Source organism: Armatimonadota bacterium, from assembly GCA_036504095.1.
In the GTDB taxonomy this organism is placed as follows: Bacteria; Armatimonadota; DTGP01; order JAKQQT01; family JAKQQT01; genus DASXUL01.
The window spans coordinates 161775-183569 of the sequence record DASXVS010000002.1; the positions used below are offsets into that span (position 1 = coordinate 161775).

Genomic DNA, 21795 nt, shown 5'->3' on the forward strand with positions numbered 1-21795 from the left:
CGTGTCGCTCCCGCTCCCACACACCCCCTCCCGTATCGCCCCGGTCCCTACCGCGTCAGGCCTTTTCCCCTCCACGGCGCGAGTTCGGGGTGGTCCGGATAGGAATCCGCCGCCCAACCGAGCAAACGATCGCTCAGATCCGGCCGGTTTTCGTCCCGGAAAATGCCGGCAAGGCGCACATACGCCGACGGGTCCAACGGCTCCGACTCGATGGCGGCGCGTAACGTGTACTTTTCGCCGTAAGCGTTTCCGCTGGCCCGGTAGGCGCGCGAAAGGGCCATCCAGGTTGTGGACGATACCGGCGCTTCCCGCACGGCCTGGCGTGCCTGCGTAACGGCCTCACGCGTGTTCAGATAGCAAAGCGCTTGCGCCAGCCCCGCGCGCCATATGCCGTTGCGCGGCTCGGCGGCGAGGTTTGCCGAGTACGCCTCGGCAGCGTCCTCCGCCGGTCCCATCACCTCCATGCCGCTTTTCGCTGCGGCGGCTTCCAGCGCTGTCTCACCCAGCGCGCGACGATAGCCAACTTCCGACGGGTCGATCAAGGATGCCGCGCGGTAATACGGCACGGCTGCCCCCGGCCGGCCTTGCGCTCTTAAGTGCGCGCCAAAACCGCTCGCAGTGTCCGCTCCAAGGGTTGAGAGAGCTGCCACGATGGCCGCGGCGCCCCAGCCATATCCGGCGATTCGGGTTGCGTGGGCGGGTACGGTCCAACGCCTGCGGACAACAGGCTCCAGCGCCGCCGTCAGCCCCCAGCACAGCGCCAGGCACAGCGTGGTGGTTGGCGCGCGAGGAGTGAAGCTTCCCTGGATAACAAACGCGGCGATCGCGCCGAAAACCGCGGCGGCCGTGTCTGCGCGGCGCATTGCAGTTGGACTCCCGCCCGGTGTCGGAACCGGCCGCCCCTTCCTGGCCAACAGGCCGGCTTCTTCCCGCGCCCGGTCCGAGGCCAGGCCCGCGATCAACACCACGAGGAGCGCCCAGGCCACAAGTCCGAGTGCGCCGCCTTCAACGGCCGCGGAATACCACTCGCTTTGCGCGTTCTGGTGCGGCAGCAGGAGGGCGTCAGGCATATTTACAGAATCGTGGGCGATCGTCGACGCCGCGATCCGATAGCCATCCGGGCCGTAACCCAGGAACGGCCGCTGGCCGAAGAGGCCGCTGGCGACGCCCCACAACGTCTTGCGAGCCGACGCCGCCTGAGTTTCGGCGGTGGCCCGCCTCTCCGTACGCGCCGCCGAGCCGGGTAGATGCGTGTCCGCGAACACGGCTAGTGCGGCAACGGCCAGGCCGACCGCAAGCGCACGTCGGGCGGCGCTGAATCCCGGCAGCGATGCGAGCCACCATATGAGGAAGGCGCCCAGCGGCGCCGAAAGCGCGAATGCCGCGGAATGGGAACGCGTCCAGACGATTGGGAGCGCCATCATGATGATCATCGCTATCCCGCCGAGGCTGGGATTCAACGGCCTGGAAGAACCCCGGCCCGCGGCGTAAATCGTCACGATCAGTCCCGCCGCTGCCGCTACCCACGCGGCGCGCGCATAGGTCAACACCAGCGCGACGACGATCGCCGCGATGGCCGGTGTCAGCCAGCGAGGACTCCTCCGCATCCGGGAAATCGCCAGCGCAAACGGCAGCGCCAGCGCGAGGAACGCCCCCAGGTAAACGGGTGAACCCACCGTGCCTGCCGCCGCATATGCCCGATTCGCCGCGCCCCCTTGGAGAAGATCGAGGGCGTAGTGCTGCGCAATGGCGTAGGCCGAGGAGATGCCGGCCGATGCGACCAACGCGAGCATCAACCGCCGACGCGCCCCCGCCTTCCTCGCCACCTCCGCGAAGGCCAGCGCCAGCACAGCCCCCGGCAGCAGGTTCAGCGCCGCCCACGCACTGCTGACCCGCGATACCGCCGCCATCACCGTAACGAGCGTTGCGAGCATCCAGAACACCCCTGGCCAGAGGAGTCGCGATGGCAGCGCCGCCTTGCGCAATCTGCTGAAGAGGAATCCGGCGCCGCCGGCGGCCGCCCACATCGCGGCGATTTTGATCCTCCCACAAAGCGATTGCCCCAACGGGTTCATCAGCAGCGGAGTGAGAAACAGAACCAGGACGGCCAGCCTCTCAAGGGCGCGCCGTGCCTGTTGTGCCGCCAACCGTTCTCTGTTGTCCATGCCGTCGCTGCCTCCATTTGCGCGTTGTTCGCCGTTCGTTTACCTATCGTCGGTCGCTGGCGCCAACCTGAGCCGGCCCCAAAAGAGTGGGGGCGGTCCCGTCTCCGGAGCCGCCCCCAAACATCTTGCTCGCTATCAGCGTTACTGGATCGGGGTGCCTGCGCCCACTGCAACGGCAGCGGAGCCGGCGCGGATAACGCCCGTCTGGTCCACGGAGAAGAAGCGGTCGCCGGAAGAACCAACGGTCGTCGGTGCGGCGGTGAAGCCATAGGTGTTGGCGAAGGCGTCCGTCGAGACTGGCGCGCTGAACGTGTAACCGCTCTTGATACCGGTGGCCAGCACCGGGTCGATGAGGTTGGCGGCATCGCCATCGGCGACGAACAGGGCGACCGTGTTAGCGCCGGTCAGGGAACTGGCATAAAGGTGGCTGGCGCTGCGGGCGCGGAATGTCTCCTGCGCAGAAACCAGGGTGCGCAGCGAGGAAATAGCGCTGGACTCGTTCGCGGCCTTGCGGCTGGAGAGCAGGTTCGGGATCGCGATGGCCGCCAAAATGGCGATGACCGCGATGACGATCAAGAGTTCGATCAGGGTGAAGCCCTTGTTGGCTTTCATGTTCTTGCGCACTGTGGTTCTCCTTGGATTCGCAGTCCAAATGATTGAGACGGCTTCCGGCCGCCTGGTATGATGGCGAATCACCGTTCGAAATTGTCGTCGGGCATCCACTGTCGGCCTCTCTGGACTCTGTCACCCTCTCGGGGACCCCAGGAGACGCTGGGTGGGAGCGCCTGCGCGTTCTATGATCGAACTGTGTGGTTCACCGCGGCCGTGGCCGCTTGTCTACTAGCCGATAGGTCTCCGTCCACCACGCTCCGCCTCAGTTACGATGGGCCAACCCCCTGGTTCGCTCCTCTGCGTCGCGCACCGCCCGTGACCATCTACTCTCTTCTTCCACACTGCCCAGCACACCGGATACAGGATTGGTAGGAACATCGCTTCACCACGTAGCCAAAAAGCAAAACGGCCGGCGAATAGCCGGCCGCTTGCCTGTACCCCAACCGCGGATTCCCAACCCTCAATTCTCAGCCCCGCGTGCTCTCCATCAGGCGTTTCACGTTGTTGGTGCTGAACGACTTGTTGCCCTTGCGCTGGATGATCTCGTGGATGACCCCCGTCTGGGCAACGGGCTTGGTGAAGATCTGGAGCAGGTTGGCGTCCTCCAGGATATCGGCGGAGAGAAACTCCACGCCCTTTGCCTTGAGGTCTTTTACTGCGGCGTGGATGTCCGGCACGGCGTAGGCCACGTGGTGCAGCGCGTTGCCGTGCAGGCGCACCCACTCCTTCACTACCCCGCCGTCGCCGACGCCTTCACTGATGAAAATCTGGATCGAGCCGGCGTTCAACGCGGCGCAATTGGCGTGCGTTCCGTCCTCAAAATCGATCTCAAACCGGTCCGCCACCTCCAGCCCGATCACGCCGGTGTAGAAAGCCAGCGCCTTCTCCAGGTCGTCCACGCGGAAGGCGATGTGGTCGATTGGTCCTATCATCTGCGTCCTCCTGTTTACAGAATGACCCGCGTGACAGCTTGAAAGTTCGGGGGAAGGAGTCACAAGGGAGGTGGCGGCATCCGGGATGCACCGCGGGGGATTTCCTGCCGCGAAGCCGCTGAGGAAACCGAGGGACCGGGAGGCTTCTCACCCCTCCGGTTGAATCCCCTCATGACTCTGTGGACCTCTGTGCTCCTTCGTGCCCTCGGTGGTGAACCCGGGCCCACCGCTCATCGTTCTTCGTTCAGCGTTTGCGTGGGCAGGGGGTTCGTCATCCCCTCGGGAACGAGCTCATTGGCGAACTCGATGACCTTGTCGTCGTTCAATTCGGCGTCATCGTACCCGTTCCACTTCTCCAGGCTCCAGATCTCGGCCACGTTGCCGTTGCCGATAACCACCACGTCGCCCTGGATTTCCGCCTTGTCCCGAAGGTATTTCGGAATCAGCACCCGTCCCGCCTCATCCGGCGTCACTTCGGTGGCGGCGCCCATATAGAACCGCCGCAAAGCGAGGGCCTTCTTATCGGTGTCGGCGATCCGGCCCAGTTTGTCGAGGATCGTCTGCCACTGAGCCGGCGGGTAGAGCGCGATGCAGCCGCTGAACCCGCGCGTCAGGACGTAGGGCGCCTCGAACGCCTCCCGTAATTTCACGGGAAGAACGAGGCGACCCTTGCTGTCCAGGTTGTGGGTTGTGGAGCCGGAATACATGGTTCTGGGGGGCCGCTGAGCGGCTCGGGCCGTCAGGCCATCGCGACCGCGGGCGCCCTTCGCGCGGTGGCCTCGCTGGCCATATCACGCGCGCAGACCGTGCAATACACCTTTTCCGACGGGCGGATCTCACCGTCCTCGCCCGGAAGCATCATCGGGGCCGAGAAGGGGTCGACGGCGCCGCACACGCCGCAGGTTTCAAACGGGATGGACTCACTGCCGGTCGCCCGGACCACATCCTCGATAACCGCCAGAACGATATCCTGCAACGGCAGCTCGACCCGTCCGAACGCGAAATCGCGCTTCAGGGTGATCTCCAGCCCGTCGAGCAGCGGCAGGGCGCTCACCGGCAGACGGACAAGATACGTCACGACGGGACCGTCGCTGTACAGGCGTATCTGCCCGACCTGCGCCAGCCCGGCGGCGTATCCCGCCAGATCGTCGCGTTCCACCGTGTTTCTCGGCTCGGCGAAAAAGACCGCGTCCACCGTCTTTTCGGCCCCACATTGCCTGCTGGCGCGCTTCATTGCTTGTCTGCCCCCTCTGGAATGGTCGTAAATACCACAAAATGGCTCGGTCTGACACTGCCTACCACAAAATGGATTATGACATGTCCCGTCATGGCGCAGAGGGATCAGGAATGGATTTTCACGCCGGCCGGGTGTTGATAAGTGGCATCAGGCCGGTACGATGAAGCCGGATTCACCGCGGAGGACGCAGGGGAACGCGGAGGTCGCGCGGAGGAATCAGTAGGACGGGCGTCTCGCCCGCTACCGGGAAAACTTAGCAGGGCCAATCAAAAGGCGAAACGCGCCCACCGGAAAGGCGCAATCCGGCTCAGCACTTCGGTCAGTACTTACTTCTTCCGCCCATACCCGACTGCCCAGGCGCCTGCCAACGCGCACAGCGCCACGAACCAGTCGCCGAACCGCACATACGGGGTACGGTCGTTACGCAAGCCCACTGTGCCGCTGAGGGTGCCCGCCTGTCCGAGCGGCAGCGATTCCTGGACCTCGCCGGAAGGCGAAATGAGCGCGGAGATGCCGGTATGGCCGCACCGGACGACCCAGCGGCGCGTCTCGATGGCCCGTAGTCGCGCCGCCTCCAGGTGCTGGACCGCCATGCCGGTGCGCCCGAACCAGGCGTCGTTGGTGATGACCACCAGGAGGTTGGCCCCTTCGCGAACGAACGCTCGGGCGGCTTTGGGAGACGCCGATTCGAAGCAGATCGGCACGCCTAGACGCAAATCCCCCGCCGAGAGCACTTCGTACTTCATCCCCGGCTCTTCATCGCGTTCCACAACCCCGAAATCGCCCAGGAACGGCAGCACGTGGCGGAGCGGAACGAACTCCCCGAACGGCACCAATTGTCGCTTTCGATAGATCCCCGCGACGCTTCGATCCGGCCCGAACAGAACGGCGGCGTTGAACGGCGCGCCGCTTGCCCCGTACCCGATGGCGCCGGTCAGCAGCGGCGCATCGAGGCGGGCCGGAACGTCGGTCGCTCGCTGAAGGAGCGCCGGGTCCGCCAGGATGGCCCCCGGCGCAGAAGATTCCGACCACACGATGAGGCCGGCCCCTCCGCCGGCTTTCAGCGTCGCCGCCCGCATCGCCTCGAACGCGCGGTAGCCCCCGGCGCTGCTCCACGCATCGTTGGAGTCGCCCTGAACACACAGCACCGTCCCAAATTGATGATCGCTGTCCGCCGCGCCTGCTCGCGCCCACTCGCTCATCCCATAGCCGATGCCCGTTGCCAACAGCACAACGATGAGACCAGCTATACCGGCGCGTCGCCCGGCGCGATCCCCTCGGACCAAAAGGAACAACGCGGTTCCCGCGAACGCGACCATCGCGCTCACCATATAGCAACCGCCGATCGAGGCCCATTGCGCCACCGGTGTCGCGACGGCCGGCGTTGACAGACCGCCGAACGGGAAGCCATAGGTGCCACTGCCCCGCGCCCATTCTGCAACCGCCCAGATCGCGGGCACGCCGGCCAGAATCGCCACCCTGGAGCGCCGCAGCACCGCGGCCAGCGCCACCGCGATAGGGATGAACCAGAGCGCCTCGATCGCCGTGAACAACGCCCACGGCAGGACCGCCATCCAGATCACGCCCTCGCCGAATGAGGTCGTGAACAGGCCGACCCCGCCCATGAATGCCAGACCCATCAGATAGCCGCGGCCGACCGCCTGTTTCGGCGTCGCGCCGCTCAACGACCACAGCAGTGGAATCAGGGCGAACCAGACGAGGGTATCCCACCCGAACGGCGGAAAGCATGCCGCCAGGAGCAAACCGGACAAAAGAGCGGCCAGGGCGCGCATTTGCCCAGGCCGATTGAGGCATCCTGAGCGCAGCGCAGCGCCCCACCGACTGAAGGCGGCGGTTGTTGCCCCCCAAAGTCGGCTGAAGCCGACTGCGAACCAGCCGGCTTCAGCCGTCTTCGTACGGCAGACGTTGGCTTCAGCCAATGGGGCAACGGAATGGTTCAGCGGGCCTCGGGCGGCTATCATGGGGTCATGAAAATCGTGTCGCTCGTTCACATCGGTATGGTATCATTGTCGGCCGCACTTTTGGCAGGCTGCGCCCGCACTCCACCCGGAGCCACCACGGGCGCACAGACCCTCGTGACGTTCGAGGTGCAGGTGGCCGGGCAGATCGTACCCGGCGACCCAAATGCCTACTACTACATCGTTCTGGATACCGACAACAACCCGGCCACCGGGCCGATTCCGGTCGTGGCCCGCCCATGGGGAAACGGGTACGCCGCGGGCTCCTATACCCACTACGTGCTCTACCATAACGGCGTGTTCGGCGTCTACGAGTCCATCGACCCCAACCATACCACCTCGACCTACCTGGGGCGGCCCCTGCAGGGCGGCATCACAACCACCAACCGGCCCAACGACACCCTGTTCGTCCAGGTGGACCGCGCTCAGATCGCCGATATTCACCCGGACGTCCGCGCCATCGACGTCAATGTCATCAGCACCGACCGCGTGCCGCTCGACCCCCAGGAACTCACCGTTAAGGTAGTGGACGGCCTCGGAGCCTCAGGAAATGACTACGTGACCATCCCGTTCGGCTTCACCACCGTCTACACAAACGGCGTGGACCCCGACCCCGCCCATCCCGAGACTCCCCGCGACGCCGACGGACTCGCGAACAACCCTAACCTCGACCTCATTAACTGGCGCATCACCGTCCAGACACAGTGACTGGGAAACGATGAATGATGTGCGACGAACGATGAAACCGGATTCAGCGCGGAGGATGCAGAGGTAACGCGGAGCAATCCCTGACCCAGCGCTGAGCCGTGGGGCCAGCCCCACGTCCGCGGGCGGAAATGGCACTAATAGATTCCTCCGTGCACCTCCGTGTGCTCAGTGTCCTCCGTGGTGAAATTCTCCGCGTTACCTCTGCGTCCCGCTGCGTCCTCCGCGGTGAAGTCGGGAACCTCCGCGTTGAATCCGAACCCTAGAATCCTGGCGGCAAACTCGACGCCGTGCTGCTCTGCAAATCCCCGCCGCCGATGTTCAAGTTCTCGCCGAACATGCCGGTGGTGAACGGGTCGGCCATCGGGAACGCCTTGATCCGTATCAGCACGCGGATCCCCGTCTCGTTGCGCCAGCCTTTGTCGTTGATCAGCGCGACGGACGCCTCGGTGCAACCCATATCCTTCGCGACGAGGAAGTGGCGGTATCGCTGTCCGCTGTCCGTGCCGGCGAGAGCCCGCACGCGCCAGTCGCGGCCGACGGGCGTGTCGAGGCTGCCCAGCAGCCGTCCGAACCGTCCTGTCGCCGGTATGTAGCGGCCTTCGCCGTCGAAGTGGAGCCCGCCCAGCCGCAGCCGAAGGCCGCTGTTCACGTAGCGCACTTTTGACGTCTCGCCCGGCGCCTTGCCGTTCACGTTGATCGCCGCGTTGGTCACCCATCGTATCCCGGGAGTGGGCTGCACGATCGCCATCGCCAGGAGGTCGCGCCAGGGCGTGAGGTGGTTGCGGAAGTCATACGCCGTGCCGGCGCGGAGCTCCAGGGCGCGCATATCGGCCAGTTTCACTGTGCCGCTGAGGCTCTCGTACGCGAACGGACGGTCGAACTGGAACGGCGTGTAGCCCTTCGGCTTCGAGACGCTGTAGCTCAGCGTGAAGTCCGATTTGCGACCGAGAGGCTGCGTGACGCCCAGGTTGCCGGTCAGCGTGTAGAGCGCTGCGTCACTTGTGTAGATCGCCTGCCGAAATCCGCCGCCCACGTTCAACGTCAGCGATCCGGCCTTCCACCGCCGGTTCGGCGCGGTTGCCTCGAACAACTGCCGCCCCCCGCGATGCCCGTTCGCCTCGAACGAGCCGTCCGCCAGCGTGAGCGCAACCGGCGCCGATTTGGACGCGGTCAGCCCGAGCCTATACGCGTCCGATTTGAGCGTGAGTTCCGGCAGCCGCTGGACCGGCAGATACAGCCCGCCCGTTTCGCCGCCTCCGTGGACCGCTATATGGTTGGCCGCCAGTTCCACATCCACCGCGTTGAAGCCCTGCGCCACGCTGATCTTGTGGTCTACTTCGCTCGTGGCCGGGATGCCCGCCGATGACTGCCGCGTGCTGTCGACGCCGAATTGGAGGGTCCCCTTGGGGTCGAATTTGTACGCCTGCGCGAATCCTGCCGTCACGCCCTGGTATTTGCCGCCGCCCGACTTGCTGCCGTTGTAGCGGAGCGACAAACGGGTGTCCGATGCGCCCACCGCGCGTGCCATCGAGATCCCGGCGCTGCGCGACGTGCTGCCGGGCACATACAGGTAGGAGTTCTTCCGAAGTTCGCCTTCCAGCTGCGTGTCGAAGCCAAGGATCTTGCGGTTGTCGCGCAGATTGGCGCTCAGGTTGCGCCCCGCCTGCCCCGTCACCGAATACAACGACACCTCCCCCTTGCCGTTGGGCGCATAGTCGTGCGTAACTCCGAGGCCGAGCCCCTGCTTCTGCATTACGTCCACATGCACCGCGCCCGTCTGCCCGCCCCGGGCATAGTTCAGCAGCGTCTTAAGGAAGAAGCCTTCCTCCGTGCTCTGCCCCACCACCGGCACGACCGGCGCCTGCCCGCCCTGCTGCTTGATAGGAAAAACCAGCGTCGGCACGGTGGCCAGCCTCCGTCCGAACAGCAGCGTGGTCGCGTGCCGTGCGATGACCTTCCGGTCCGGCAGGATGGTCACCTCTCGGGCGACGACCTCGTACTGCGGCCGCACCGGATCGCACGAGGTGATGTGCGCGTTGTAGAGCGTGATCTCGCGCCTGGATCCCTTAATGCTCTCCGCCATCACGTGGAATGGTGAAAGCGCGCCCACGGGGGTCACATCCGTGGTCGACTTGCTCATCGACCACTCCCGCGTCTTGATGTTGAACTCCAGGAAGCTGTCCGCGCCGCCGCTGACGGTCTCTTTGCCGGTGTCCAGCGCCACGTTTCCGCGCAGGATGGCCGTCGACGTCGTCTCGTCGAAATCGCCCGCGTCCCCGGTCAAAACGTACTGCTTGTGCGTGATGCGAACGTGGCCCGCCGCGACCCAGTGCTTCGCGGACTCCTCGTAGTGGGTGATATCGGCCGAAATTGTGGCGTTCGGCGCGGGCGCGAGCGGCAGGCCGGGCGCGGTCTGCCCCAGTGCGCGCGGGGCGCAGAGGAGGGCAATCGCAGCGACGGCGGTTATTCCTCGCGCCATATCAGCCACGCTCCCACGCCGGTGAAGACCGCGTTCGGCAGCCACGCCGCCAGCACAGGCGGCAGCACCGAACCGCCCATTTCCTTGAAGAACAGGTATCCCTGCACGTAGAGGAAGAAGAGCACCAGCGCGATCAGGATGCCCGTGAAGCCGCCACCGCGGCCGAAATGCACCGCCAGCGGCAGACTGATGATCGTCAGCACCACGCACGCGAACGGCAGCGCGAATTTCAGGTAGTAATCCACCTTCCATTCCCGCGTGTTCGGGTTGCCGGTCCTCACCCCCTCCGCGATCGCCCGCGACAACTGCATCGCGTTCATCTCGTCCGTCGTCTGCGCCATCGTCCACAGCGTGCCCACCGTCCGGTCAACGTCGAACGTGAACTTGGGGAACGCGACCTCGTTGGTGGTGAACCCGCGCGCATCCATCTCGCGCCGCACGCCCCGGTACAGAGTCCATTTGGTGCCGCTGGCGGTGGCCGTCTCGGCGGTGTACAGGACCGGATACGTGCCGGACCGCATCTCGTAGACCATCACGCGCGTCAGCAGAAACGCCACCTCGTTCGGGTTGGCGGAATCCCGCGTCTTCTGCATGTCGCCGATGTAGAACTTGAACTGCCCCGTGCCGAAGAAGACGTCGCTGCGGATGGAGATCGGTCGCACCTTGAAGAACAGGCGGTACTCCGCCATCGACGCGCGGTGGTTCATCATCGGGGCGATGGTCTCATTGATGTAGAAGCTCGCCACGCTGATCAGCGCGGCGACGACCATCATGGGGACGAGGATGCGCTTCAACGGCATCCCGCTCAGGCGCATGACGGTGATCTCGTTCTCGCGCGCCATCCGGTTCACGCCCAGCGACACGCCGAACAGCACCGCCACCGGCAGCGCGTATACGATGAACTGCGGCATCCGGTAGGCGATGACCTTCGCTACTTGCGAAAGCGCCGCGCGGTCGTTCATCACCAGCCGGAACAGGTTCATCAGCACCGCGCTGACCTGCATCAGCAGGAAGCCGAACACCCCAACGAGGAACGGCGCCAGCAGCTCGCGCGCCAGATATCGGTCGGCCGTCTTCACGCTATGAGTATAGGGAACGAAGCGATGAATGATGAACGATGGGCGATGAATAGCGGAGGCGGATTGAGCTTGGAGGGACACAGAGAAAGCTGGTGATGGGCGTCCGGACAGGAGTGGAAGACCGAAGCGCTACCTTCCGTCCGCTCTCTTCCAAGGAATCACCGTTCCTGACGGGACCGGTCCTTCACGGTGAAAGTATGGTCCAGCCCTGCCGGACGCCCGGGATTGGCGTCCAGCAGGACACACCACTTGGACCGTTATTCTGGCACGGGAGGCGCAGCCTCCAATCGCGACTTTTCGTCTTTCTCTTGCTGCTTGATTCTGCTCAATGTCGCTAAGGCCTCCTCTCGCACGTCGAAAGTGATCGTATTGGAATTGAGAAGGTCATCAAGCAGTTTCTTGATGGGAGCACGATCATTGAGAGTCAGCGTGACCCCTTTGGAGACGATCTCGTCGCTCGACAAGAGGACCGATCCACCCAGCGCCACGTGGCGGATCTCCCCCGGTGTTCGGCCATGAACCTCAATCCAAATGATGGATTGCGAGATATAGGCGCCAAGCGCCGGGATTATAGTCTTCAGGACTACCGGATCCTTGGTAGTGCGCGCAGCGGTGATCAGCCATGGAAGCAATCGCCGATCGAGCAAATGCGACACACCGTCCGCAACAGGCTTGAGCCACGTTGCATCAGCACGGGTCTGTTCGATGAAGTCCAGATAGACGGGCGCGGCGTCTATGCCATAGAATGGAAGGCTCTTGAGGGCATCCTCTTTCTTCGTGCGAACAGTAGTGCTGCTTTTCAATATCCTCTGGATGCTCACAGCGCCCGCTTTGCCATTCCCATATTTCTGGAACAGAGACTCGCGCTCTCCGGCATAGGCGGGGGGCGATGCCGCCGCCATTACAGCGAGATACCCGATGTAGATGAATGATAGGGATTTCATGTTCAGTATCCTTTCACGGGCACGGCACGTAGACTTCAAGGCCACTATTGGGATCATGCCATGGGAAGTTGTACTTATCCACTCCGCCAAGATAGATGTTCGTTGGATGACCCGTAGGAGGAGGTGACATCGCAGCCGAAAGCCCAGCGCTATACTGGTCTACCCGATCACGGCAGCGTTGGGTATACACGGGGTAAGACTCGGTGTTGCCATTTGAAACGTCAGTCTCCAGAGAAGGGCGTATCGGGTTCTGTAAGAGCCATAACCTTCCCAAAGCCCAATGGCTTGTGTAGGGCAGATTGGTTGCTGGATCAACCTTTGTCGTAGTCGCCAGTCCTTCATGTACGCTCACATTCTCAAATTGTTGGCTCCAGGAAAAGAACTGAGGGGGGGCACTGGTTCGAGCTGTATGCCGATATCATGCTTGCTAGATCCCGATTCATGTAGGCAATGACATCCCAAGTCGGCGAGAAATTCGTAACGTAGTTGTACCCTTGATTCGGACCAGACGGTACGAAGTCCGTGACCAGGTTGCCGGTATAGGCAGGGTTCGGAGTAGCAGTTGTGCCTAGGTCTTTGGGAACGCGAGGTGGCTGATGCTCATTCAGCGGATTGTTGGCGCTATTTGTCCCATCGCTAGGTTGTGCAGGGAACGGCCCATCCGGCCAGTCCCTTGGGGCCACTGTTATTGCTCTGGACCCGGTGCTGGCAGCACACGCGCTGCGCACGGTTCCGACGCTGATAAACAATACGATCGTTTCCAACAACTCGGCGCATCCAGGTGGCGGCATCTGCGGCGAAGGTTGCTCAGCCAGCTTATTGGACTCGTAGACTTCCTTCGTGCCTTCCGCATAAACATCAGCTCTGGTTACATCGACGCGTGCCTTGAGGTCGGGGCGCAAAGTACCAAGCACATCGAGATACGCCAGAGCCTCCTGATGCCGGTCCACCGCGCCGAGGTCCTCCACGATTCTAAAGGCGGCTTCCTCGAACTGCGCGCTGTCGGGGTACTTCTTCGCATAAGCCTGGCCGGCGGTGATGGCTTCGGTGTATTTGCCGGCCGAGTGCGCGGTGTACGCCATCTGAAACAGGATGTCCTGCGCGTGCTCGGGTTACGCACCCCGGATGCTCTGGAACTGCTGATACGCCGCAGACCAATCGCCGGTCTGTTTGTAGTAGTCGCCGATCAGCAGGTCGGCTCGCGCCATATCGGTCTGAATCGTTGCCGCGCCGCGGCGCTGTTTCAGCAGGGCAAGGACATACTTCTCCTTGGCCGCGTCACCCTTGGCGTGGTACCGCATCGTCAGTTTGTGAAGCACCTCCGGCCAGCGGTAATCGGGACTGGTGGACGAAAGCAGTTCGAAAGAAGCGATGGCGTCGTCATCCATACTGGAGGACTCTTGAACAATGCCCGACCAGAACAGAGCCTGCTGTTGGAGATCGGCGGTGGGGTTGGCGGCCAGGATGGCCTTGTACTTGGCGAGGGCCTCGGTGGACTTTCCTACTTTGAAAAGGTGGTAGGCGGCGCCGAGGTCGGCTGATGTTGGTGCTGTCGTCTGCGCGCAAACGGGGCAGGCGAACAGCAGGGGAAGGGAGAGGGCCGTGAAAAGGCCCATGCGAACTCGCATAGCGTTCCTCCTCGCGATCAATAAGTGCGCATAGTGGCGTGTCTTAGTGGTCACATAGCGCGAGAAGAGCTTGGCTCATAAGAATTATACCCCCCCCGCCTACTTGTCAAGGATTCAAGAGTGCCACATGCGATTCACCGGCGCGGTAGACTGGCCAGCACGGAGGCCGGCCCTGTCTCCTGTCTCCTTCCGCCTGCTATCATTCACGTAGCGCGGACACTTCCGCACGAAGGGACCATATGCGACGCAACGTACTGATAGCGCTTAACAGCATCTACCTTCTGTTCGCGGGGGTCGTAATCGGCGTACCGCTGGGCATCGGCGCCATCGTCGCGCCGGTCGTGTTTCGGCATTTCGGCCAGGACAAAGCCTCGGCGGGCGCCATCGTGGGACGGGCCTTCGAGATGTCCGGCACGCTGTCCATCCTCATCCTGTCGTTGATGCTCGCGGTCGCGGCGGTCGAGTTCTCCTACAGGCGACGCACCAACACCAAACGCCTTCTGATCGTGCGGTGGGTCTTGAATCTGGTCCCGCTCCTCGTCAATCTGTACCTCACGGAGTCGCTGCTGCCGGTGATGAACCTGCGCCAACGCCTGGGTGACCAGAGGATGTTCATGGAACTCCACGGAGAATACCGGGCCTTGACGTGGGTCAGCATCGTGCTGTGCGCCGGCCTCATTGCGATCACCCAGGCGGTCAATATAGGCCCGCGCCGGGACGGCGGCCACCCCCGGCAGGTGTGATGATGGAAGCAGGATTCCTGGACGATCTCCGCGGCCTGCTGGCGCCGGACGCGGTTCTGGCCGAGGGCGCGGAGCGCGCGGTGTATGAATGCGACGCGTATACCGTGGAAAAAAGCGCCCCCAACGTCGTGGTGCTCCCATCCACCTCGGACGAGATAGTGTCCATCGTCCGCCTTTGCAACCGCCACGGCATCCCGTTCCTCGCGCGCGGCGCGGGAACCGGGCTCAGCGGCGGGGCTATCGCGCTTGGCCGCACGGTCATCATCGGCCTGGCCCGCATGAACCGCGTGATCTCGGTGGACGCGGTCAATCGTCGCGCCCGTGTGCAGGCCGGCGTCGTCAACGCGCGTGTCTCGAAGGCCGCCGCCCCGCACGGTCTCCACTTCGCGCCCGACCCCAGCAGTCAGAGCGCCTCCACCATCGGCGGTAATATCGCCGAGAATGCGGGTGGGCCGCATACGCTGAAATACGGCGTCACGACCAACCATATCCTGTCCATCCAGGTCGTCACGCCGGACGGCACGCTCGTCGAGGTGGGCGCTCAGGTCGAGGACCTGCCGGGATATGACCTCCTCGGACTCTACGTCGGCTCAGAAGGAACGTTCGGCATCATCACCGAGGCCACCGTCCGCCTCACGCCGGACCCGCCGGCGTGGCGAACGCTCCTGGCGGTGTTCGACACGCTCGACGACGCAACCAACACGGTCGGCGGCGTGTTTGCCGAGGGAATCGTTCCCGCCGCCGTCGAAATGATGGACGGCACGATCATCCAGTCGGTCGAGGCCGCCTTCCGCCTGGGCTTCCCGCTGGATGCCGCCGCCGTGCTCCTGATCGAACTGGATGGCCTTGAAGCGGGCCTTGACAGGAGCGAGCAGACCTGCCGCGCCGTCTGCGAGCGCTTCCACGCGCGCAGCGTACAGTCCGCCCGCAACGAAGAGGAGCGGACCGCTCTCTGGACCGCCCGCAAGAAGGGCGTCGGCACGTTGGGGCGCATATCGCGCAGCATGGTCACCCAGGACTGCGTGATCCCCCGCTCCTCGCTGCCGCGCGTGCTCAGCGCCATCAGCGGGATTGTCGCCGCTCACGGCCTGCGCGTGGCCAATATCTTCCACGCCGGCGACGGCAATCTGCACCCGATCGTCCTGTTCGACGAGCGAATCCCCGAGGAAGTGGAGCAGATGATCGCAACCAACCACGAGATAGTCGAACTCTGCCTCAGCATCGGCGGCAGCATCACCGGCGAGCACGGCGTGGGCGTGGAGAAACAGGATTTCCTCACCTTGCAGTTCTCGGAGGCCGATCTCGACGTCATGCGACGCATCCATACGGCGCTGGACCCGCGCGACCTCTGTAATCCCGGCAAGGTCTTCCCCGGCAGCAAAGGTTGTTCGCGAGGCTGCGTGACCACCGAATTCAACCTCGCCCGAAAGCGGGCCGCGGTATGAAACGCGGCCGGAATACCTCATCGGGAGGTGACGCATGATGCAGGACATCTCTTCCGCGCTGCGCCTGAAACTCGGCGCCCTGAACGTCGTGGACGGATCGAAGACCCCGTTCGGTGCGACTATCGCCGCGTTCCCCCGCGGCGAAGAGGAAGCCGCTTTCTGCATCGCGCGGGCCCGCGAGGCGGGACTACGCGTGGTCTGCGCGGGCGGCGGAGCCTATGTCGATTCGCTCGCCCCGCTCCCCCCGGCGTCGCTCCTCCTGTCCTCGCACCGAATGACCCGCATCGTTGAGCACCAGCCGGAGAATCTGGTGATGACGGCGGAGGCGGGGGTAACTCTCGCCACGCTGCAGGACGCCCTGCGCCGCCACCGGCAGTTCCTTCCCATCAACGTCCCCGACCCGGACACGGCCACCCTCGCCGGCATCGTTTCGGCGGCGGCCACCGGCTCGTGGCGGGCTGCCTATGGTCCCGTGCGCGACTGGGTGCTCGAAGTGAGGGGCATCGATGGTATGGCCCGGGACGTCCGCGGCGGCGCGCGCGTTGTTAAGAATGTCGCGGGATACGACATCCCCAAGCTCTATACCGGCAGCCGCGGCACGCTGGCGTTCATTACGCAGGTCACGTTCAAGGTCAGGCCGATGCCCGAGCAGGTAACCCGTCTCCTATTCTCCGCCGCGACGTGGGAAGCCCTCCACGCCCGGCTCGCGGCTCTCGCGGCCTCGGAAATACGCCCGACGATCGTCGAAGTGGTCCGCGCCGACATCCGTGACCCCGCCGAGCGCCCAACCGCCGTCATCACTCTGGAGGGCAGCGCCGAAACTGTCCAGTGGCAGGTGGTATCGTGCTCGGAGGTCCTGCGCGGCGAGGGCGCGATGATCGGCCGCGTGGATTACGCGCCGCAGCCTCCGCGGGGAGGCGATGTGGAGGTCACTGTCCGCGTCATCCCTTCCACGATCTGGGAGACGCTCGCGCGCGTCGCCGAATCCGGCTGGCGCGGTTCGGCCGCCTATTGCCCCGTGGAAGGGCGTATCTCCCTGCGTTGCACCGCGTACCCGGACACAATCGAACAGATTGAAGCCATCCGCGCGTATGTGGAGCCTCAGGGCGGAGGAGTGACCATCGAACGAATGCCGCGCGCATGGGCCGGCGTCGTCTCGCCGTTCGGCGCGCCCCGCCCGGACGCCCCATTGGCCCAGGCGATCAAGGCCGCCCTGGACCCGGACAACGTCTTCCCGACGCTTCCGAAATGAGATTTGAGGGCTGGGGGCTGAGGGCTGAGAGTAGAGCCAGACCTCCGGACAGGAGTTTCCCTGCCCGGAGGGCAGGTTTCCTGAACAGACGCCGGATTCATCCGGCTGGCCGGATGCCGGCCCTACCCCCTCAGCCCTACCCCCTCAGCCCTCAGCCTTCACCGCCTCTGCGCGGAGAGCTGGCGGATCAGCGATTGGGCGTCCCGCAAGTCAAGTAATAGCGTGGCATCCCCGGTCGCCTTATTCAGAATCGAGGCATCCACCGGCGTGGCCGGCGTCAGGCCGCCCGCTATCCGCAGGAGCCGCGCGATATCGCTCCAATGCGCGATCATAGAGGTCGCCGAAGACTCGAAGCAGCCCAGGTCCACGTGGCGCCCCTGAATGCGGGGCATTCCGTCCAGGTCTATGTCGCCGGCCGACACGTATTCATCGCGCCCCGCGTCTACGCAGGCAGATGTATCCAGCAAGCGATAGTCACCCTTCAGCAGGCTGTTGAACATCGGATAGACGCTGATATTGTTGTCCTTGCCGGACCGGTCGGTCTCGGAATAATTGGCGCCGTTGCCGTACACGCAATTGGAAAGGACTTTCGTCAATGGGATCGACCAGATCCCCGTATCGTTGAACGCCACGATGTTGTTCGCGACGATTCCTCCGTTCGGGGAAATCGCGATGCCGCGGTTGTTGACGAACGTGTTGTTGGCGATGATCCCCGTGCCCTGTACGCCGCTCACCGCCGAGTAGCCGCCACTCGACCCCGCGTTGTTGGAATCAAACAGGTTGTTTGTGACCAGCAAGGTACTGCCCTTGTCGCCATACACCGAGCCATACACCTGTGAGTTTGTGGACGCCGCGTTGCCCGAAAAGACATTGCCGACCACGGTCAGGAAACTGGACAAGCCGCCGACAACGTATGACGGATAGACCAGACTGTTGTTGTAGAACGCATTGTTTGTCAGGACGGGACTGCTGAAGCGGCACTGCACCGCGGCCCCCGTGTTCCGTGTAAAGACGTTGTTGCGGATATAGGGCGAAGCCCCGGAACAGGTGATGCCCGCCCCGTTCGAAGTCGTGATGCCCCCTCCCATAAGCACGAACCCATCGACCGCGCTCACGCGATACCCCCCACTCGCGCCGAGGATAGGGGTTTTCGATGCCGTGATAATCGTGGGAGTAGCGAGCCAGTCGCGCTGGTCCAGGGCGGTTTCCGTGCCCGCGAAGCCGCCATACAGGTAGCAGTACGGCGGGAGGACGATCATCGTCTTGACACTCGTCAGCAGCGTATAGGTGCCGCTTTGCACCCAGACGTCGCCTCCTATGGACGCGGCCAGGTCGATGCCGGCCTGAATGCTCTTCTTTGCCAGCGCCCACGACGAGCCGTCGTTGGAGTCCTTGCCGGTTGGGCTCACGCGAACGATATGGGGGCTGTACGTCCACGTTCTGCCGTCCGACTCGTCCGCGCCGATATCCACGTGTGCGCCCTGAATCCGCGGCTGGAGGTCGATATCTGTCTCGCCCGCCGCAACGACGCTGTCGTCACCCGCGTCCCGGCAAGGAGAGTCCGCCGCCAGGTGCAGGTTGCCGTACGCGTACACGGCAAACCGGGGGTCGGCCGTGAAATTCCCGTTGGCGCCGGACGGGTCGGTGCCGGCGAACTGCGTACCGATGAGGGGGAAGTTCTCAAACAGGCAGTTGTTGCGGTAGGTGGGCGGCTTCCCGTATGAGGAAAGATTCAGTTTCCCCAGATTGTACGCCACGATGTTGTTGACGATGAGGGCACTGGAGGAGCCGCTCATGGCGTAGCCGCTATTTCCGACGATCGTGTTGTTCGCGATGACGCCTGTGGCGCCTTTCAGGAGGATGACCGGGTAGATCACCTCACCGGTCGAAGAGCACGCGGTGATGGTATTGTCCCGGATTGCCGCCTTGGCGTTGGTGCAGCTGATGATGCCCGCGGGCGTGAGTTGCATCCCGGTGAAGACATTGTGCGAGATCGTTGGCGAAGCGGAATCGCATCGGATCGCCACGCCGGTGAATGCACCTCTCGGGTCTTGCATGAAGGTGAAGCCGTCAATGACCGTCGATTCAGTGATGACATTGCCCGTGGCGGAAATGATAACCCCGGTCCCGCTGGTTGAAAACATCAGTTTGGTGATGCCCTGAATGCCCAGGCGCATGTCCCGGAACAGCTCGAATCCGATGAATCCGCCATAGAGGCTCACATTAGGCTTCAGCGTAATCGCTTCGGTGTAGGCTCCGGGCCCCACCCAGACTTCGTCGCCGGCGTTTGCGCCGGCGTACCCTACGAGAACGGTGGTATAGGCCGTCTGCCACGATCTGCCGTCATGGGTCGGGCCGGGGGAGTTCTTGTCCACATAGACAATGGCTGCGGGCGCGGGAAGGGTCGCGGCCGCGAGGGCGAGCGCAATCAAAGCGCCCGCGATCGGCTGTTGCATCTTGATGCTCCTTCGTTAACGACGCGACGCAGGGCTGAATTCCCCGCGCCGATATGAGTTGCCCAGTTAAGGAGTCAGACGGCTCGCGTCCCAAAGATGTTCCGTCCAACCGCATTGCCCTGATCGCCCCATCTCCGCCTCACCCCATCTCCCGCTCGCAACTGCCTCCTGCCTCCTTCCGGTCTACAATGTAACGGCACCCATGGCACTCATAACCGCACAGAACGTTCAGAAATACTTCGGATCCGACCAGGTCCTCATAGACGCCTCCCTGCAACTCAATGAAGGGGAGCGTCTGTGCCTCGTCGGACCGAACGGCGCCGGCAAGACGACGCTCCTCCGCTGCATCCTCGGCGACGAGAATACCGACGGCGGTTCCATCGCCCTCCTGCCGGGTCTCCGCCTCGGTATCCTCGAGCAGCACTCATCCTTCACGGAGGTGCCAACCGTCTGGGATGCCGCCATGTCGGCGCGCCCCGAGCTCATCGCCTGCCGCGACGAAGCCCGCGCGCTGGAAGAGGCCTGGGCCGCCAACGAACACCCCACCGACGAGGATCTGGACCGCTATAACGAAGTCCACGAACGCCTGCGCCACCTGGGCGACGAGGCCTATGAAAGCGACGTGAAGGCCGCCCTCGCAGGGCTGGGCCTGTCGGAGCCAACGTGGGAACAGGCTCCGGTCACGCTCAGCGGTGGCCAGCGCACCCGCCTCGCCATCGCCCACCTGCTGCTTGCCGGCACCGACGTGCTCTGCCTCGACGAACCGACCAACCACCTGGACGTCGCTGCCATCGAATGGCTGGAGGAGTACCTGATCCGATATCCCGGCGCCGCGCTGATCATTTCGCACGACCGTTATTTCATGGACCAGGTCGGCACGAAGGTCACCGAGCTCGCGGACGGCCGCACCAAATCCTACCCCGGCAACTACAGCCAGTACATCCGCCTCAAGGAAGAGGAGGTTGAGCGACAGCGAAAGGTCTACGATCAGCAGCAGGAGACGATTCAAAAGCTCCAGATCTACATCGACCGCTATCGCGCCGGCAACCGCGCCACGATGTCCAAGTCCCGCCAGAAGGCCCTCGCGCGCATCGAACGGGTGGACCGTCCGCACGAAATCAGCGGTCCCAGCATCCAGTTCCGGGCCGACGTGCGTTCCGGCGACGACGTCCTGCAGGTGCGGGGCGTCAGCAAATCCTTCGACGGCCGGGATGTGCTGCGCGACGTCTCGTTCGAGGTCAGCCGCGGGGAGCGCGTGGGAATTATCGGCGCAAATGGCACCGGGAAAACCACTCTGCTGAAGATCGTCGCGGACGAGATGAAGGCCGATTCCGGCGCCATCCGCTGGGGGATGAACACGGAGCCCGGCTATTTCGCGCAGGAAATGGACATGCCGCTGGACGGCGACACGGTCCTCGACGCACTCATGGACGCCGCCCCGCTCTCCATCGCGGAGGCCCGTGACACGCTGGCGCAGTTCGGCTTCCGCGGCGACGACGTGTTCCGCGAACTGCCGGTCCTCAGCGGCGGCGAGCGCAACCGCCTGCAACTGGCCGTCCTCCTGGCGCGCGGCGCGAACGTCGTGATGCTGGACGAACCAACCAACCACCTCGATCTCCCGTCACGAGATGCGCTGCAAACGGCGCTTTCGAAGTTCGGCGGCACCCTGCTGTTCGTGACGCATGACCGCTACATGCTACACGGCATCGCCACGCGCCTGCTGATCGTTGAAAACGGGACGGTCACCAGTTTCGACGGGACCTACGACGAATACCGGCGCCGTTTGGAGCGCAAGAAGGCGTCGAAGAGCTCGAAGAAAGCGCCTACTCGCCGTGGCAGGGCGCCGAAGGGCCCGAAACCGGAGCAGATCGAGGCCGAGATTCTGGAAATGGAAAAGCGCATCGCTGCGCTGACCAAGATCCTCGCTAACCCGGCGACCTATGCCGACCCCGAGGCCGCCCCGAAAGCCACCGAGGAGTACAACACCCTCACGCTGAAGCTGCCCGAGATGTACAACGCCTGGGAAACCGCCAGCGCCGCCGCGGAAGAGTGATACGGAAACGAGAAAACGGGGAAAGAGAAAATGAGGAAATCGGAAAACTCTTGAGCTGAGCATCGGGACGCAGACCCGTCCCA

Annotated in this window: 17 protein-coding genes; 5 read left to right on the top strand and 12 right to left on the bottom strand. The window is 63.8% G+C overall.

What is annotated here, in order from left to right:
* Positions 1-47 precede the first annotated feature (47 nt).
* The 6 genes from VGM51_00900 to lnt form a co-directional block, all read right to left on the bottom strand.
* Positions 48-2165 carry an O-antigen ligase family protein gene (locus VGM51_00900; protein HEY3411592.1) on the bottom strand — a complete coding sequence of 706 codons (2118 nt, stop codon included), beginning with the start codon at positions 2163-2165 and terminating at the stop codon, positions 48-50.
* A 141-nt stretch (positions 2166-2306) separates the two neighbouring features.
* A complete protein-coding gene (locus VGM51_00905; GenBank protein ID HEY3411593.1) occupies positions 2307-2789 on the bottom strand; it encodes a prepilin-type N-terminal cleavage/methylation domain-containing protein in 483 nt (160 codons plus the stop codon).
* A gap of 455 nt (positions 2790-3244) precedes the next feature.
* Positions 3245-3709: a VOC family protein gene (locus tag VGM51_00910; GenBank protein HEY3411594.1), complete on the bottom strand. Its 465-nt coding sequence runs from the start codon at positions 3707-3709 to the stop codon at positions 3245-3247.
* Positions 3710-3939: 230 nt separating this feature from the next.
* Complete coding sequence (gene mraZ / locus VGM51_00915) at positions 3940-4416, bottom strand: division/cell wall cluster transcriptional repressor MraZ (GenBank protein ID HEY3411595.1); 477 nt, start codon at positions 4414-4416, stop codon at positions 3940-3942.
* Between the two features lie 32 nt (positions 4417-4448).
* Positions 4449-4943, bottom strand: coding sequence for a hypothetical protein (locus tag VGM51_00920; protein ID HEY3411596.1), 495 nt, complete (start codon positions 4941-4943; stop codon positions 4449-4451).
* A 329-nt stretch (positions 4944-5272) separates the two neighbouring features.
* Positions 5273-6718 (bottom strand): apolipoprotein N-acyltransferase, encoded by a 1446-nt coding sequence (gene lnt, locus VGM51_00925; protein HEY3411597.1) that lies wholly within the window; start codon positions 6716-6718, stop codon positions 5273-5275.
* 216 nt (positions 6719-6934) lie between these two features.
* On the opposite strand from lnt, the gene VGM51_00930 reads away from it, so the two are divergent.
* Positions 6935-7633, top strand: a complete 699-nt coding sequence (locus VGM51_00930) for a hypothetical protein (GenBank protein HEY3411598.1) — start codon at positions 6935-6937, stop codon at positions 7631-7633.
* 259 nt (positions 7634-7892) lie between these two features.
* Here VGM51_00930 and VGM51_00935 read toward each other — a convergent pair whose 3' ends face one another.
* The 5 genes from VGM51_00935 to VGM51_00955 all read right to left on the bottom strand — a co-directional run bounded on the left by VGM51_00935 (position 7893) and on the right by VGM51_00955 (position 13763).
* Positions 7893-10112 (bottom strand): hypothetical protein, encoded by a 2220-nt coding sequence (locus tag VGM51_00935; protein ID HEY3411599.1) that lies wholly within the window; start codon positions 10110-10112, stop codon positions 7893-7895.
* Positions 10097-11191: an LptF/LptG family permease gene (locus VGM51_00940; protein ID HEY3411600.1), complete on the bottom strand. Its 1095-nt coding sequence runs from the start codon at positions 11189-11191 to the stop codon at positions 10097-10099. Before VGM51_00940 ends, VGM51_00935 begins: the two co-directional genes overlap by 16 nt.
* A gap of 257 nt (positions 11192-11448) precedes the next feature.
* Positions 11449-12135, bottom strand: a complete 687-nt coding sequence (locus VGM51_00945) for a hypothetical protein (GenBank protein ID HEY3411601.1) — start codon at positions 12133-12135, stop codon at positions 11449-11451.
* 356 nt (positions 12136-12491) lie between these two features.
* Positions 12492-13217: a hypothetical protein gene (locus VGM51_00950; GenBank protein HEY3411602.1), complete on the bottom strand. Its 726-nt coding sequence runs from the start codon at positions 13215-13217 to the stop codon at positions 12492-12494.
* Between the two features lie 30 nt (positions 13218-13247).
* Entirely contained in the window at positions 13248-13763 is a 516-nt protein-coding gene (locus VGM51_00955; GenBank protein HEY3411603.1) for a hypothetical protein, read from the bottom strand.
* Between the two features lie 239 nt (positions 13764-14002).
* Here VGM51_00955 and VGM51_00960 point away from each other — a divergent pair, with 239 nt between their 5' ends.
* The 3 genes from VGM51_00960 to VGM51_00970 are packed head-to-tail and all read left to right on the top strand — an operon-like array spanning position 14003 to position 17203.
* Positions 14003-14506: a DUF4149 domain-containing protein gene (locus VGM51_00960; GenBank protein ID HEY3411604.1), complete on the top strand. Its 504-nt coding sequence runs from the start codon at positions 14003-14005 to the stop codon at positions 14504-14506.
* Complete coding sequence (locus tag VGM51_00965; GenBank protein ID HEY3411605.1) at positions 14506-15951, top strand: FAD-linked oxidase C-terminal domain-containing protein; 1446 nt, start codon at positions 14506-14508, stop codon at positions 15949-15951. Before VGM51_00960 ends, VGM51_00965 begins: the two co-directional genes overlap by 1 nt.
* Positions 15952-15985: 34 nt before the next feature.
* Positions 15986-17203, top strand: a complete 1218-nt coding sequence (locus tag VGM51_00970) for an FAD-binding oxidoreductase (protein ID HEY3411606.1) — start codon at positions 15986-15988, stop codon at positions 17201-17203.
* 158 nt (positions 17204-17361) lie between these two features.
* On the opposite strand, the gene VGM51_00975 is transcribed toward VGM51_00970, so the two are convergent.
* On the bottom strand, positions 17362-19659 hold the full coding sequence (locus VGM51_00975) for a right-handed parallel beta-helix repeat-containing protein (GenBank protein ID HEY3411607.1): 2298 nt from the start codon (positions 19657-19659) through the stop codon (positions 17362-17364).
* Positions 19660-19861: 202 nt separating this feature from the next.
* Between VGM51_00975 and VGM51_00980 the strand changes: the two genes are divergently transcribed.
* A complete protein-coding gene (locus VGM51_00980) occupies positions 19862-21712 on the top strand; it encodes an ABC-F family ATP-binding cassette domain-containing protein (GenBank protein HEY3411608.1) in 1851 nt (616 codons plus the stop codon).
* Positions 21713-21795 lie beyond the last annotated feature (83 nt).